Annotated in this window: 14 protein-coding genes; 12 read left to right on the top strand and 2 right to left on the bottom strand. The window is 42.1% G+C overall.

Annotation, left to right across the window (positions count from 1 at the left end; translation table 11 throughout):
• Positions 1-55 precede the first annotated feature (55 nt).
• The 12 genes from BUB08_RS07850 (at position 56) to BUB08_RS07795 (ending at position 13,312) form a co-directional block, all read left to right on the top strand.
• Positions 56-1,570: an ATP-binding protein gene (locus tag BUB08_RS07850; protein WP_073000476.1), complete on the top strand. Its 1,515-nt coding sequence runs from the start codon at positions 56-58 to the stop codon at positions 1,568-1,570.
• Entirely contained in the window at positions 1,563-2,246 is a 684-nt protein-coding gene (locus BUB08_RS07845) for a response regulator (protein ID WP_073000475.1), read from the top strand. Before BUB08_RS07850 ends, BUB08_RS07845 begins: the two co-directional genes overlap by 8 nt.
• A 43-nt stretch (positions 2,247-2,289) precedes the next feature.
• Positions 2,290-3,045, top strand: coding sequence for a hypothetical protein (locus tag BUB08_RS07840; RefSeq protein ID WP_139249643.1), 756 nt, complete (start codon positions 2,290-2,292; stop codon positions 3,043-3,045).
• 93 nt (positions 3,046-3,138) lie between these two features.
• On the top strand, positions 3,139-5,289 hold the full coding sequence (locus tag BUB08_RS07835) for a cation:proton antiporter (RefSeq protein ID WP_175549971.1): 2,151 nt from the start codon (positions 3,139-3,141) through the stop codon (positions 5,287-5,289).
• A gap of 96 nt (positions 5,290-5,385) precedes the next feature.
• Positions 5,386-7,497: an amino acid permease gene (locus BUB08_RS07830; protein WP_073000470.1), complete on the top strand. Its 2,112-nt coding sequence runs from the start codon at positions 5,386-5,388 to the stop codon at positions 7,495-7,497.
• A gap of 40 nt (positions 7,498-7,537) precedes the next feature.
• Positions 7,538-8,416, top strand: a complete 879-nt coding sequence (locus BUB08_RS07825) for a cell division protein FtsX (protein WP_073000881.1) — start codon at positions 7,538-7,540, stop codon at positions 8,414-8,416.
• Positions 8,417-8,431: 15 nt separating this feature from the next.
• Positions 8,432-8,698: a DUF3098 domain-containing protein gene (locus BUB08_RS07820; RefSeq protein WP_073000467.1), complete on the top strand. Its 267-nt coding sequence runs from the start codon at positions 8,432-8,434 to the stop codon at positions 8,696-8,698.
• 11 nt (positions 8,699-8,709) lie between these two features.
• A complete protein-coding gene (locus BUB08_RS07815; protein ID WP_073000466.1) occupies positions 8,710-9,492 on the top strand; it encodes an undecaprenyl-diphosphate phosphatase in 783 nt (260 codons plus the stop codon).
• 40 nt (positions 9,493-9,532) lie between these two features.
• Positions 9,533-10,246 (top strand): tRNA pseudouridine(55) synthase TruB, encoded by a 714-nt coding sequence (gene truB, locus BUB08_RS07810; RefSeq protein WP_073000465.1) that lies wholly within the window; start codon positions 9,533-9,535, stop codon positions 10,244-10,246.
• A gap of 106 nt (positions 10,247-10,352) precedes the next feature.
• The gene (gene queA, locus BUB08_RS07805; RefSeq protein ID WP_073000879.1) at positions 10,353-11,402 is read left to right on the top strand and encodes a tRNA preQ1(34) S-adenosylmethionine ribosyltransferase-isomerase QueA; all 1,050 of its coding nucleotides are present in this window, start codon (positions 10,353-10,355) and stop codon (positions 11,400-11,402) included.
• 219 nt (positions 11,403-11,621) lie between these two features.
• Positions 11,622-12,317 (top strand): SIMPL domain-containing protein, encoded by a 696-nt coding sequence (locus tag BUB08_RS07800; RefSeq protein ID WP_073000877.1) that lies wholly within the window; start codon positions 11,622-11,624, stop codon positions 12,315-12,317.
• Between the two features lie 101 nt (positions 12,318-12,418).
• Positions 12,419-13,312 carry a class I SAM-dependent methyltransferase gene (locus BUB08_RS07795; protein ID WP_073000462.1) on the top strand — a complete coding sequence of 298 codons (894 nt, stop codon included), beginning with the start codon at positions 12,419-12,421 and terminating at the stop codon, positions 13,310-13,312.
• Here BUB08_RS07795 and BUB08_RS07790 read toward each other — a convergent pair whose 3' ends face one another.
• Together BUB08_RS07790 and BUB08_RS07785 are read right to left on the bottom strand one after the other, a co-directional pair.
• Positions 13,313-14,092 carry a LytR/AlgR family response regulator transcription factor gene (locus BUB08_RS07790; RefSeq protein WP_073000461.1) on the bottom strand — a complete coding sequence of 260 codons (780 nt, stop codon included), beginning with the start codon at positions 14,090-14,092 and terminating at the stop codon, positions 13,313-13,315. It abuts the gene before it with no gap.
• Positions 14,089-15,126 carry a sensor histidine kinase gene (locus BUB08_RS07785; RefSeq protein ID WP_073000459.1) on the bottom strand — a complete coding sequence of 346 codons (1,038 nt, stop codon included), beginning with the start codon at positions 15,124-15,126 and terminating at the stop codon, positions 14,089-14,091. The genes BUB08_RS07790 and BUB08_RS07785 overlap by 4 nt, the downstream gene beginning before the upstream one ends.
• Positions 15,127-15,156: the final 30 nt, after the last annotated feature.

Below are 15,156 nucleotides of genomic sequence, written 5' to 3'. Positions count from 1 at the left end.
AAGTAGCAACATCTATTGCTACATTTGAAGTTAAGTTTTAAGAATTGGTTGTGAAATGAATAAAACAAAAAAATCGAAAATAAATCCTCTTGTTCTTGCTACTTTGATAACAGGAGGAATTGCTTTGCTTTGCACTCCGTTGGCAAATACACAGAACTACCATTTGGTATCGTATATTTTGCTGTTTGTGGTTTCTATTCTTTCAACTTTTTTGGGAACCGGGCCTGTTTTGCTGGCGTCTGCGTTAAGTGCAATTCTTTGGAACTTCTTTTTTATTCCCCCTCACTATACTTTTCATATTGAAAAAACCGAAGACATTCTGATATTCAGCCTCTTTTTTATTATTGCCCTGGTAAACGGAATTTTAACCACCAGAGTTCGTAACCAGGAAAAACTGGTGCGCGACAGGGAGAGCCGTACAAATGCACTTTTTCAGTTAACCAAAGAGCTTTCAAAAGCCAGCGGAATTGAGGCCGTACAGAAAGTTGCCATCAGAGAAATCAGAAATCATTTTAATATCGAATCCTTTTTTATTTTGCAGGATGGCGACAATATTCTGAAAAGCAGCGGGAGACTGCAAAAAGAAAAGCAGCTAAAAACAGAAGTGGTAAATGTAGCCGAATGGGTTTTTAAAAAGGGACAAAAAGCCGGCGCTTTTACCAAACATCCCATGGGAATTGAGTATACGATTTATCCGCTTCCGGGAATCAGGGTAACTACCGGAGTAATTGCCATAAAACAGGAAAGCGGGTTTGCCGGCGATCAGGAGTCTTACTGGGATACTTTTCTGGTGCTGATATCCAATGCACTTGAGCGCGAGTTTTTGGGAGAGATGGCGCAGCGGGTCAGGTTTTTAGACGAGTCGGACAGGTTGTACAAAACGTTGTTTAACTCCATTTCTCATGAGTTGCGAATTCCGGTGGCAACCATCATGGGAGCTTCAGATTCCATGTTGAATTCGTCGAAATCTGAAAATATGCAGGCGGCGTTGTGCAACGAAATTTTTACGGCATCGCTTCGGTTAAACCGCCTCATTGAAAACCTGCTGAATATCTCACGGCTGGAAAGCGGACACATTTCTCCGCGGCTCGACTGGTGCGATCTAAACGATTTGGTAAACAAAGTGGCCGATGATTTAAAAGATGAACTTAAACCTTTTACCCTGAAAATTAACGTTCCGGACGATATGCCCCTCGTGAAGATCGATTTTGGCCTGATGGAGCAGGTTCTGTACAATCTTTTAATTAATTCGACCCAATATGCTCCGCCAACCTCCGATATTTTGCTGTCGGTAAATTACACTAACGGAACACTGGTTGTTGAAGTGGAAGACAATGGCCCCGGATTTCCTGAAAATGAGTTGAAAAGTGCGTTTAACAAATTTTACCGGGTTGATAAACACAGAACCGGCGGGCTGGGACTTGGATTGTCTATTGCAAAAGGGTTTGTGGAAGCGCACGACGGAACAATTGCTGTGAAAAACAGAAAGAGCAGGGGTGCAAAGTTTACCATTCAAATTCCTTCGGAAAAATCAGAAATTAACAATTTACAGGAACGCGATTATGAATGAAGACGGAACCATATTAGTTATCGACGACGAAAAGCAGATTCGCAGGCTGCTGGAAATAACGCTTTCTGCAAACGGCTATAAAGTACTGTTGTCAATAAATGGCAAAGACGGGTTAATTGATGCCGCAACGCAGCATCCGTCGCTTATTTTACTCGATTTGGGGTTGCCTGATATCGACGGGCAGGAAGTGCTTAAAAAATTGAGAGAATGGTACCAGAAACCGGTTGTTATTCTTTCGGTGCGCGATTCGGAAGAAGAAATTATAAAAGCGCTGGATAACGGCGCCAACGACTATTTGACAAAACCGTTCAGAACCGGAGAATTGCTCGCCCGCATAAGGGCAGCCTTTAGGTACGGAGCAGAATCTACTGATGATTCTGTAATGACTTTTGGTTCGTTGACAATAGAACTGGCTAACCATGTGGTGCGAAAAAACAACGAATTGCTAAAACTCACTGCCACAGAATATTCTTTGTTGTTGCTACTGGCAAAAAATAGTGGTCGGGTTCTTACTCATCAGTACATTCTTAAGGAAGTGTGGGGATACGGATACATTGAGCAAACCCAGTATTTAAGGGTTTTTGTAGCTCAGTTGCGGAAGAAAATAGAAGATAACCCTTCCCGGCCAACATTGTTGATTACAGAATCGGGGATTGGATATCGGTTTGGCGAATGAAACTACCAGGGAAGGATAGCCGTACATAATAAAAACTATAACCATGAGAAAAATTAAGGTCAAACTGATGCTGGGAATCGGAGTTGTTTTTCTGATTTCGTATAGTATTATGATGGTGAATATCGGAACCAATCAAAGTATAGTAAATAAATCAGATTCGCTGCTTACCAGTAATTACGCTTCGTTAAAGCATACTTTTCAGATGCTTAGGATTTTAAACGACATTAATATTTTTGTGGCGCAGGGGCTTAGTGAAGACTCGGTGGCCGGGCAAACTATGCTGATAGCAGACAAAATAGAAAAGTTTAAGCAGCCGCTTCAGCTCCAGGTCGATAACATAACAGAACCCGGCGAACTGCAACTTACCAATCGCCTGCAAAAATCGTTTGGCGCTTTCGAGCACTACCTTATTGCAAGGGAGCGGCCTTTTTATTGGGAGGACTACAACCGGCTTTTTGCCGAAGTGCGCGGAGATATCCTTGAAATTTACCAGATGAATGCCGAGTCGCTCGAAGATAAAAACGATTCCATCAGAGAGCACGCAGCGCATGTTTTAACGTTGCAGAAAAATGTGGGAATTGTCGGGCTTACTTTGTTGTGTATTCTTTTGGTTTTTCTGCCGTTGTACCTGCTTCGCCCGGTAGAACATCTTACCTGGAAACTGAAAGAAGATTATGAAAAAGCTTTCAATAAAAAAGTCAAACTGAAAAAAGGCCACGAGCTGAAACAGCTGGAAGACATTGTGGAAAAAATGATGGCATCAATACAAAAAGAAGTGCCGGATAAGGACGATAAATAGCTCCCGGATTTGCAATTTTTCTCACTGCTTTTCCATTGCTTTTTTCATTCATCCTTTTTTCTATCTTTGGAGCCACTTGAAATCAAAATGACAATGTTGCTGTTTGTTAATACAATCGAAACAACGCTTCCGTTATCCAATCCGGTACTAAAATTCCTTGTTATATTACTCATTATTTTGTTCGCACCGATTTTGCTGAACCGGGTAAAAATACCGCATTTATTGGGGCTGATTATTGCCGGAACTGTAATCGGACCGTTCGGATTTAACCTGATTTCCCGCGATAGCAGTATTATTCTTTCCGGAACAGCCGGATTGCTGTACATTATGTTTTTGGCCGGCCTGGAAATCGACATGGCCGATTTTAAAAAGAACGTGTGGAAAAGTTCGCTGCTGGGAATAGCAGGGTTTCTGATTCCGATGGCATTGGGGACTTTCATGGGAGTTTACGTGTTGAAATATTCGCTGATGACCTCGGTTTTAATGGCCAGTATGTTTTCTTCGCACACGCTTATCACTTATCCGATTGTGAGCAAACTGGGCATTACAAAAAACAAAGCCGTAAATATTACCGTTGGCAGCACATTAATTACCAACGTGCTGGCACTACTGGTGCTGGCAGTGGTTGTGGGCATGACTTCAGGCGAAATGGATAAGCATTTCTGGATTCGGTTGCCGATTTCTTTTATCGTGTTTTCATCGGTAATTATGTTGCTTTTTCCGGTTGTTGCCCGTTGGTTTTTCAAACGCTACGACGACAATGTTTCGCAATATATTTTTGTTCTGGTACTGGTTTTTACGGGAGCTGTATTTTCCGAGCTGGCCGGAGTAGAAGGAATTATTGGTGCATTTTTAGCGGGACTGGCGCTCAATCGGTTAATCCCGCGAACATCGCCGTTAATGAATCGAATCGACTTTGTGGGCAATGCCATTTTTATTCCGTTCTTTTTGTTGGGAGTGGGAATGCTGATTGATTACCGTGCCTTTTTTAGCGACACAGAAACACTGATTGTAGCAGTAACCATGTCGGTTGTTGCAACCGTCGGAAAATTTATTCCTGCCTGGATTGTCCAGAAGATTTTTGGATTTTCGCTGGATCAGCGGAGACTGATTTTTGGTCTGAGCAATGCTCAGGCTGCCGCAACGCTTGCTGCAGTGCTGGTGGGTTACAATGTAATTATTGGCCACACTGCCGACGGTGAACCCATCCGGTTGCTTAGCGAAAGCATTTTGAATGGAACCATTATTATGATTTTGGTGACCTGCACCATTGCATCATTCGAAACGCAACGGGGAGCAGAGGGAGTTGCAAGGGAAGAAAATTCAGGCATGGAGGAAGAATCCCAGGTTCCGGAGGAGCGGATTCTGATACCGGTGAGCAACCCCGAAACCGTAAACGAGCTGATTCAGTTGAGTACGCTCATCAAATCGAAAAAAAACAAGGCGGGCCTTTTCGGATTGAATATTGTTAGCAACAGCACTTCGCTGCCCGATGCCGGGAAAAACGCAAAGAAAGTATTGGAAAAAGCGGCAATGACCGCCGCTGCCACAGATATTCATCTTACCGAACTGTTGCGGTACGATTTGAATGTTGTTAATGGAATTACCAGTGTAATTAAGGAACACAGCATTACTGACCTGGTACTTGGGCTGCACGTAAAAAAGGGAATTTCCGAATCGTTTTTGGGAAACCTGACCGAGGGGATTCTTGCAAAAAGCAACATAACCACGCTGGTTTACAAGCCTGCGCAACCGGTGTCCACGGTTAAAAGACACTTTATTGTGGTGCCCGAAAATGCAGAAAAGGAAGTCGGCTTTCCGTTTTGGTTGCTTAAAACCTGGAATATTGCCCGAAACTCAGGGGCAAAACTTCTGTTTTACGGTACCGAAACAACGCTGGAGTTTATCAGAAAAATTCATTCCAAACACCCGGTGGAAGCTGAGTTTCACTTGTTCGACGATTGGGACGATTTTCTTATCCTTTCAAGAGATGTAAAAGAAGACGACAACCTGATTGTGGTGTTGAGCCGGAAAAACAAAACCTCGTATCATTCCAATATGTCCAACGTGCCCAAGTACCTGAATAAATACTTTCAGGGAAACAGTTTTATTTTAGTTTACCCGATGCAGGTTAATGAAGAGCAGATAAAGAAAATGGATTTGAATTACCCCTCGTTGCTGGAACCTATTGAAAAGTTGGACGAAATAGGAAAAACCATTGCCGGATTGTTTAAACGAAAATGAACTTTTTTCGTCGCCGTTGGTATTTTTATTTTGAAAAGATATTTTTATACATAGGAAGTTCATTTTTAATAACGGCATCCGGAAACCGAAATGCGTATGGCAAAAAAGAATAAGTTAAAAAAGGAATTAGGATTATTTGAAGTTTTTACCATTAGCACAGGTGCGATGTTTAGCTCTGGTTTTTTCCTTCTTCCCGGTCTTGCGTCCCAATACACAGGCCCTTCGGTTTTTGTTGCTTATCTCGTTTCCGGGTTTCTTATTCTGCCCTCTATGTTTAGTATTGCTGAAATTTCAACCGCCTTGCCTCGATCCGGCGGCGCGTATTTTTTTCTCGATCGCAGTTTGGGTCCCATGATTGGAACAATTGGCGGTTTGGGAACCTATTTCGCCCTCATGTTTAAAACTGCTTTTGCCATTATTGGTATTGGTGCATACGCTGCTATTTTTTGGGATGTTCCCATAAAAACCATTGCCATAATGGCAACGTTGTTTTTTATGGTATTGAATCTTGTTGGTGCAAAAAAAACAACGGGGTTGCAAAACTTTTTTGTTTCATTTTTAATTATCGTTCTGGGCGCCTTTATTTTTGATGGGTTGTACAACATCTTTTTTTCCGACCGGATTGACATTCCAAAGGCAAATGAGCATTTTACGCCATTTTTTACCAACGGGTTTGAGGGAGTAATTGTAACTGCCGGTTTCGTGTTTGTATCCTATCTGGGCTTGACGCAAATTGCCAGCGTGGCCGAAGAAATTAAAAATCCTGAGCGGAATATTCCTTTGGGCATGTTGCTTTCGTTGATTGTTACCGGGCTTATTTATTTTCTGGGCGTGTTTGTTATGGTTTCAATAATTGAACCAGCAAAATTTGCCACAGACCTGGCGCCCGCTGCCACAGCCGTAAAAAAAATGTTTGTGTGGATGCCCGGTAACCTGGGCGCTTATCTGATGACCGGCGCTGCAATGGCTGCTTTTGCCTCAACCGGAAATGCAGGGCTGCTCTCGTCGTCGCGCTATCCGTTTGCAATGGGGCGCGACAAACTGTTTCCGCCTATGTTTTCAAAAGTGGGTAAGAAAGGAACCCCGGTGGCTGCTGTTTTACTTACCACCGGCTTTATTTTGTTGTTTATCCTTCTGCTGTCGGAAAAAGGAATTGCTAAGCTGGCCAGTACTTTTCAGCTTCTCATTTTTCTGTTTATCAACTTTTCTGTTATTGTTTTCCGAAAAAGCAACATCGAGTCGTACGACCCGGGGTACAAATCGCCGCTTTACCCGTTTATGCAAATTGCCGGAATAATTATTTCCATCGTTTTAATCGCCTACATGGGGTGGATGGCTATTTTGTTTACAGCTGCAATTGTGCTGTTGGGCGTTCTTTGGTACAGGTATTATGCCCGTGTTCGGGTAAAACGCGAAGGGGCAATTTTTCATTGGTTTGCGCTGCTGGGTAAATATCAGTATGCCGAGTTGGAGAGCGAATTTATGACCATTATAAAGGAAAAAGGTTTACGGCAGGGCGACCCGTTTGACGAAACAATTATTCGTTCCCGCATTACTTTTTCCGAAAAGAAAACCAATTTTAATGAGCTACTGAATTATGTATCCGGAATATTTTCGGAAGAGATGCATGTCAGAAAAGAAGATCTGGTGAACGATTTTCTAACTGCTTCAGCCATTGAGCCTGCCCTGGTAATTCCACGGGTTTCCATTCTTTTTGCAAAAAAGGAAGGGATCGATCGCCCGTCTCTTCATATTGTTATTGCAAAAGAAGAAATAAGCAAGCCGGTGGAAAAGAACGGAATTTCGTCGGACGATTTTATCCGGGTGTTCTTTTTTCTTGTGAACCCGGCAAAGGAGCCGCGGCAGCAGCTGCGCATGTTGTCGAGGCTGGTTGACATTATCGAACGAAGCAATTTTGTGGACGAAATGATGGAACTGAAAAGCCATCGTGAAATCAAGGAATATTTAATGCACAACGAACGTTATATTACCATTCATTTGCTGCCCGGAACGGTTCAGTCCAATATGGTTGGCAAGCAGCTTAAAGAAATAAAGTGGCCTTCGGAAGTGCTGGTTGCAATGGTCGAACGCGGTTCAGCAACGTTTGCGCCCAATGGAAATACCCGCTTGCTCGAAAATGATGTACTCACGGTAATTGGCGAGCCGAAATCTATTTCGCAACTTTACGATCAGTATCTACAGGTTTAAAAAGGCAATTAATTTTTTAATTTTGTTTTTTTTTATGACAATGAAAGCACCAAAGCCCGGAAAATTAAAGAAACGTGTGTTTCGCTCGTGGATAACTTCTACCGTGAGCATCTCGCTGGTTTTGGTATTGCTGGGTGGCCTGCTTCTGATTTTGGCAAATGCAGGCCGTTTGTCCGATTATGTAAGAGAGCAGATTGGCTTTACTTTGGTTTTGCACGACGATCTGAAAGAAGTTGATGTGCTTCGGCTTGAAAAAGTTCTGGCATCAACAGATTATGTGAAATCAACACGGTATATCGATAAAGAAACTGCTGCCCGGGAACTCACCGAGGAATTGGGCGAGGACTTCTCCGGATTTTTAGGGTTTAATCCGCTGTTTGCATCTGTCGATGTAAAATTGTTTGCTCCTTACACCAACTCAGACAGCCTGGCAATTATCGAAAAGGAGTTCCTGGAATTTCCGCAGGTCAAGGAGGTTTACTATCAGAAAGACCTGTTGGCAGTTATTAACGAGAACGTGAAAAAAATTAGCGTTTTTCTTCTCATTGTAAGTGGATTAACCGGTTTTATATTCGTTTCACTGATAAACAACACCATCCGCATCTCGGTTTATTCCGAACGCTTTACCATAAATACAATGCAGCTGGTTGGTGCAACCCGCTCGTTTGTGCGAAAGCCGTTTCTGCGAAGGGGCGTTTCGCTGGGCGTTTGGGGAGGACTGGTCGCTAACTCCCTATTGTTTGCCGGCATTTTTTCGTTTCGAAACGAACTGGAAGGGCTGATTAAACCTGCTGATTTAGTAGTGTTGGGTTATGTGTTTTTGTTGGTAATTGTTCTCGGAATGGTCATTTCTTACGTTTCTACGTGGTTGGCGGTAAATAAATTCCTTCGATTGAAATTCGATGAGTTATTTTATTAGTTATCTTTGGCAGCTATGAAAAAGAAAGCAATAATACAAGATAAAACAACCGATGAACCCGAATTTGCTTTAGGTAAAGAGAATTACCGGATGATGGCTATCGGGTTTGGGATTATAGTTGTTGGATTTGTTTTAATGATTGGCGGTGGGAGCGATGACCCCAATGTGTTTAATTCTGAAATTTTCAGTTTTAGGCGAATTACACTGGCTCCACTTCTTTTACTGTTTGGCTTCCTGTTTGAGATCTACGCGATTTTGAAGAAGCCAAAGAACGATAAATAATTCCATTTACAATGAATGAAATACAGGCACTGATCCTTGGACTTTTGCAGGGCCTAACCGAATTTTTGCCCGTCAGTTCCAGCGGGCATCTCGAAATCGGAAATGCAGTATTGGGCGTAAAAACCGGAAATAACCTGCTTTTTGCAGTTACGGTTCACGTTGCAACAGTTTTAAGTACTTTAGTTGTTTTTCGAAAAGATATTTTGAAACTGCTGACCGATCTTTTTGCGTTTCAATGGAATGAATCTACTCAATACGTTTTTAAACTGTTGTTTTCGGCATTGCCGGTTTTGGTACTGGGCGTATTTTTTGCCGAGCAGATTGAGCAGTTTTTTACAGGAAATCTTTTTCTTGTGGGCAGTATGCTTTTAATAACCGCAGGCTTGCTTGCTTTTGCCCATTTTGCAAAAAAAAGGAATTCTCAGATTACCTGGGGAAAAGCATTTATTATCGGCATTGCGCAAGCGCTGGCAGTAATGCCGGGTATTTCGCGCAGCGGTGCAACTATTGCAACCGGTTTGCTGTTGGGCACAAAAAAAGATGAAGTCGCCCGGTTCTCATTTCTGATGGTATTGGTTCCTATTCTCGGAGCAGCGTTTTTGGATCTTGTGGGCGGCGATTTTACCGAAGAATCTACGGTCGGAACCATTCCTCTTTTAGTGGGCTTTATTACTGCTTTTATTTCAGGGTTACTTGCCTGTTCGTTAATGATTCGGGTGGTTAAGCGGGGAAAACTGATTTATTTTGCTGTTTACTGCTTAATTGTCGGGTTAATTGCTATCTTTGCAGCCTGATTTTAGGATTCATTAAAGCGCTGAAAGTTAATTGTTTGCGATGTCTAACCTGGAGAAAAAGTATGATTTTTTAGGCGGAGAGGTTTTATTGTTTGATAAAAACCTTGAGTGGACTTCGTTTGATTTGGTTCAACGGGTCAGAAACGGACTGTGCCGGGAGATGAGAATTAAGAAGCTGAAAGTTGGCCATGCGGGCACACTCGATCCGCTGGCAACGGGGTTGATGATTCTTTGTACCGGAAAATCTACAAAACTTATTGAATCGTTCCAAGACAGGGAAAAGGAGTATGTAGCCACATTGAAGTTGGGCGCAACAACTCCATCGTTCGATTTGGAAACCGAAGAAGAAAACCATACCGATTTTGGGCATGTTACCCCGGAGTTGGTTGAACAGGTATTGGCCAGGTTTGTAGGTGAAACAGAGCAGGTTCCCCCGGTTTTTTCAGCCGTAAAAGTTAAAGGGAAACGCGCATTCGATTATGCAAGAAACGGGGAGGAGTTGAAACTTCAACCGAAAAAAATTGTTATACAAAGAATTATTATCGAATCAATTGATATTCCATTTGTTACAATACGTGTTGTGTGCGGCAAAGGAACCTATGTAAGGGCGCTGGCACGCGATGTTGGTCTTGAATTGGGGTGTGGAGCTTACCTGACAGGTTTGCGAAGAACCCGGATTGGCGAGTTTAAAGTGGAGGATGCATTGTCTGTAGAACATTTCATAAAAAATATTGGTTCGTTTGTAACAATTTGAGAAATGATGCGTAAAACGGGGGTCTGTGTGTAAAGCACAGGAAACGGTAAAGAAGAGTAGTAAATTTTCAATAGTAAATAACAAAAATTATATAAAGGAGTTGCCCATGAAGTTATCGAAATTTAAGTACGATTTGGATGAGAAAAAGATTGCGTTACATCCTGCATACAACAGGGACGAAGCAAAAATGATGGTATTGGACAGGGCAAAACGCACCATCGAACATAAGGTGTTCAAAGACATAGTTAACTATTTTGACGATGGAGATGTTTTTGTGTTCAATGATACCAAAGTTTTTCCTGCACGGTTGTATGGAAACAAAGAAAAAACCGGCGCCGAAATTGAAGTGTTCCTTCTGAGGGAGTTGAACCGCGAAATGAGGTTATGGGATGTTTTGGTTGATCCTGCTCGGAAAATTCGTATCGGAAACAAGTTGTATTTTGGGGAAGATGATACATTGGTTGCAGAGGTGATTGACAATACGACATCTCGGGGTCGTACTCTTCGTTTTTTATTTGACGGACCTTACGATGAATTCAAAAGTACATTATACAGTTTAGGGGAAACCCCGCTGCCGAAATTTATTAACAGGGCTGTTGTTCCGGAAGATAAAGAACGGTACCAGACTATTTTTGCAAAACACGAAGGAGCAGTAGCTGCTCCAACCGCAGGTTTGCATTTTAGCCGCGAGCTGATGAAACGTCTGGAGATTAACGGAACCGAATTCGCTTATGTAACATTGCATGTAGGTTTAGGAAACTTCCGTAGTGTTGATGTGGAAGATCTTACCAAACATAAAATGGACTCAGAGCAAATCTGGATAAAAGACGAAGCTTGCGAAAAAATTAACAAGGCGAAAACAGAGCGGAGAAATGTTTGCGCGGTAGGTACAACTGTAATGCGTACACTGGAAAGTTCAGTGTCAACTCAAGGGTTTGTAAAACCGTTTGAAGGATGGACCAATAAGTTTATTTTCCCTCCGTACGAATTTAATGTGGCTAACCGCATGGTTACCAATTTCCATCTTCCGTATTCTACTTTGCTGATGATGGTTGCTGCGTTTGGCGGATATGATTTTGTAATGGAAGCCTACAATGTTGCCATGAAAAACGATTACCGGTTTGGTACGTACGGCGATGCAATGCTGATTTTATAAAAAGAAAGTTTTCTCGTGCGGCCGAATACGCTGACACTTTTTGAGTTACACGGGAATAGGATGAAATATTGAAACAACTGTCGGGAAAGTGGTATCTTTTTTGACAGTTGTTTTGTTTTAATAATAGTTGTGAAATGAGCATAAACCCGGTTTTTGACACAAAAAACTTTGTTTAATGCGAGTTTCATTAAAACCTTTGAAAACAAACAATTTTACAAAATGAAACATCTATTTTTTCTGATTTTTACAATCTGTGCGTTGTCGCTTTCGGCTCAAAATCAACAGGAAGCAAGGTTTATTGAAGTGCGTGGAACTGCCGTTAAAGAGGTTCAACCCGACGAAATGGTATTATCCATTACCATTCAGGAATACTTCGAAGAGGAATTTCAAAAGAATAAAGAACCCGAAGATTACAAAACCAAAGTGCCGCTGGCAAAAATTGAAAACGGTCTTATTAAGGATCTGCGTAAAGTTGGCATCGACAAAGATGACATTCGCGTGCGCGGAATGGGAAATTATTGGAGGCAGCAGGGGAAAGAATTTCTTTTTAGCAAGCAGTTGGAAGTAAAAATTACCGACTTCTCTAAAATAAACAAGCTCTCTTCGTTGGTTGATGCAAAGGGAATTCGCTCTTTGAATGTTGGCCAAATGAGTAATTCAGACGCGGAAGCGTTTAGAAAAGAAGTGAAAATTGAGGCATTGAAAGATGCCCGCGAAAAAGCAAAATACATGGTAGAGAGCCTGGGCGAAAACTTAGGCGAAGTGCTTTCTATTACCGAGTTAAACGATGGATATTCCCGCCCGTATATGGCAAAAAATATGCTGATGGCAGCAGATGTATCGTATGAAAGCGCTGATGAAGTTCAAAATATTACTATCTCTTACCAGGTAATAGTCCGGTTCAGGATTAATTAGAGTTGGAGATGTCGCGTATAAATATTTGTGCCGGGTTTCGGAAATCCGGCACAAATGTTCTGTGGTAGCGCGTATATTCTTATATTCGACAAAAAAATTAAATGGCACTTTTCAAGGTAGATCATTGTCCGGTTTGTGGAAGTAAAAATTTCAGTTCATACCTGACCTGCACGGATTTTTTCGTTTCAGGAGAGAAATTTGAGATTGCCGCCTGCAACAGTTGCGGCTTTAAATTTACTGCAAATGCAGCGGATGAAGAGAGCATTGGCAGGTACTACCAAAGTGAAAAGTACATTTCGCATTCCAATACGTCGAAAGGACTGGTGAATATTGTTTACCACTGGGTACGCAGTTTTATGCTGGGAAGGAAGCGGCATCGGATTGAAAAGTCTACCGGGTTAAAATCAGGGAAAATACTGGATGTGGGTACCGGAACCGGTTTTTTCCTGAACGAAATGAAAAACCGTGGCTGGCAGGTTACCGGAACAGAGAAAAGTTCTGATGCCCGTTCGTTTGCAAAGCAGGAGTTTGGCCTTGAGGTTGATGAGCCGGAACAGCTTTTTCGCTTCGCAGCAGAAAGTTTTAATGCCATTACGCTCTGGCATGTTCTGGAGCATGTTCACCGCCTGGATGAGAACATGGATGCGTTTTACCGTCTGCTAAACGCTCAGGGGAAACTGGTAATTGCCGTTCCGAATCAAACATCGTATGATGCCCGCCATTACAAAGAGTATTGGGCAGCGTGGGATGTGCCGCGCCATTTGTGGCACTTTGGTCCGGAGCAAATGGCCCGATTCGGACAGAAGCATGGTTTCAGGCTTGTTTCGAAGCACACCATGCCATTCGATTCGTTTTATGTTTCCATGCTTAGTGAAAAGTATAAAAAATCGAAATTAGCATTGCTGAAAGGTTTGTTGCACGGAAAAATTTCGTGGCTGAACAGCCTGGTTAACCCGGAAAGGTGCAGTTCTGTTATTTACGTTTTCGAAAAATAGTTACTTCCCAACCCATGCTTTAAAGTCGGACGCTTTTAGCCTGCTAACAACCAAATCTCCTTCGAAAGGAGGATGCATACGTATTTTTAGTTTGCCGCCAAAGTAATTTTCGATTTTATCAACTGCTTTTATATTTACAACCGCTTGTCTGTTTGCCCGAAAAAAAACGTCCGGATCGAGTTGCTCTTCTAAGGCTTCCAGCGAAAAATCGATGATGTGTTTTTTTCGGTTGAAGGTGTAGGCGGTGGTAATTCGGTTTTCGCTGTAAAAGCAGGCAACCTCTTCTACCGGGAGTTTGAAAAATAGAGCTCCTTTGGTTACCAGAAACCTTTTTCGGTATTTCTTTTCACCTTTTCTGATGGCTTCCAGAATTTCGGAATAATCCAGCGATTTGTCTGCTTTAGTTGACAGCGACACAATGTTTTCAAATTTTTCGATGGCGGCTTCAAGGTCTTTTCCTTTGAAAGGTTTCAGTAAATAATCGATGCTGTTTACTTTAAACGCCCTGATGGCATAATTGTCGTAAGCAGTGGTGAAAATTACCATGCTGTTTATTTCCACCTTGTCGAATATCGAAAAGCAAAGTCCGTCGGCCAACTGAACATCCATAAAAAAGAGATCGGGGTGAGGATTTTGACGAAGCCATTCAACACTTTTTTTTACGCTTTCAAACGTATTTATTACTTCCCATTCGGGGCGCAGTTTTTTTATCATCCCCTCCAGCAAACGCAAATTGTAGAGTTCGTCTTCAACTAACACTATTTTTACGGATTGGCTCATAGCAACGGGATTTTTACTTCAAAAAAATCTTCCCCTGAAATTATTTTCATTGGTTGATCGGTTAACATGGAGTAGCGTTCTTGGAGGTTTTTCAACCCGGTTTTTTCTGAAAAAGCAGATTCTTTTAAATTCAAATTGTTTCTGACCGTAAGTGTTTCCTCATTCGATTTGATAAGCACAACCAACGGTGTGTCTTTTACTGCAATGTTGTGTTTTATTGCATTTTCTACCAGTAGTTGCAACGCCAGTGGCGGAATCTCTTTTTTTAAGGCAGAATCATTTACTTCGGTAACAACCCGGAGTGCTTCGCCCATTCGTTCGCGGTGGATGGCCGTGTAAGCGTCAATAAATTCGAGCTCCTCCGACAGCTTTACGGTAGTTTTATCTTTGCTTTGCAGTACGTAGCGGTAAAAGTCTGTAAAGTTCTGGGTGAAATGGATAGCGGCATCCTGGTCAAATACAATCATCGACTTCAGAACACTCAGGTTATTGAAAAGAAAATGCGGATTCAACTGAGCCTGCAGCGAGTTGTAATCGCTTTTCAGTTTCAGGCTTTTCATTTCTTCCAGTTGCCGTATTGAATAAACCCATTTGCCAATAATGCGCAGCGTTATGGAAACGAGGATGAGAATGAAAATAAAAATTACGCCGAAAAGCATCATTAGTTGCACAAACGGATGGGAAAAAAAGAGGGCTTCTTTTGCAACCAGGTAAAAGTAGAAAATAGAGGTAATTCCGATAAACAGGCTTACCAGAAAATGCAAAACCACACGCAGGCTTATTTTTTCGGGAATTGGTAGAAAGTGTTCCGCCAGATGATCCAAAAGCACGTTGCTTTCGCTGATAATATTGAAAATTATTACTACCTGAAAATATTCCAGCGCAGTAACTTTTAGCGTTTCGTCTCCGGTAATTTGTACCGAAAGAAAGAAAAACAATAACCCCACACCGCTTACCAGCGCCACCCTGATAAAAAAACTTTTCAGTGTGTACGCTGATAACCGGCTGATGAAATGGAGTTCGTCGCTTTTCATTTCGAATACAATTTGATGGCTAATCAAAAG

The organism is Mariniphaga anaerophila, from assembly GCF_900129025.1.
GTDB classification, from domain to species: domain Bacteria; phylum Bacteroidota; class Bacteroidia; order Bacteroidales; family Prolixibacteraceae; genus Mariniphaga; species Mariniphaga anaerophila.
This window is presented reverse-complemented; position numbering and strand designations above follow the sequence as displayed.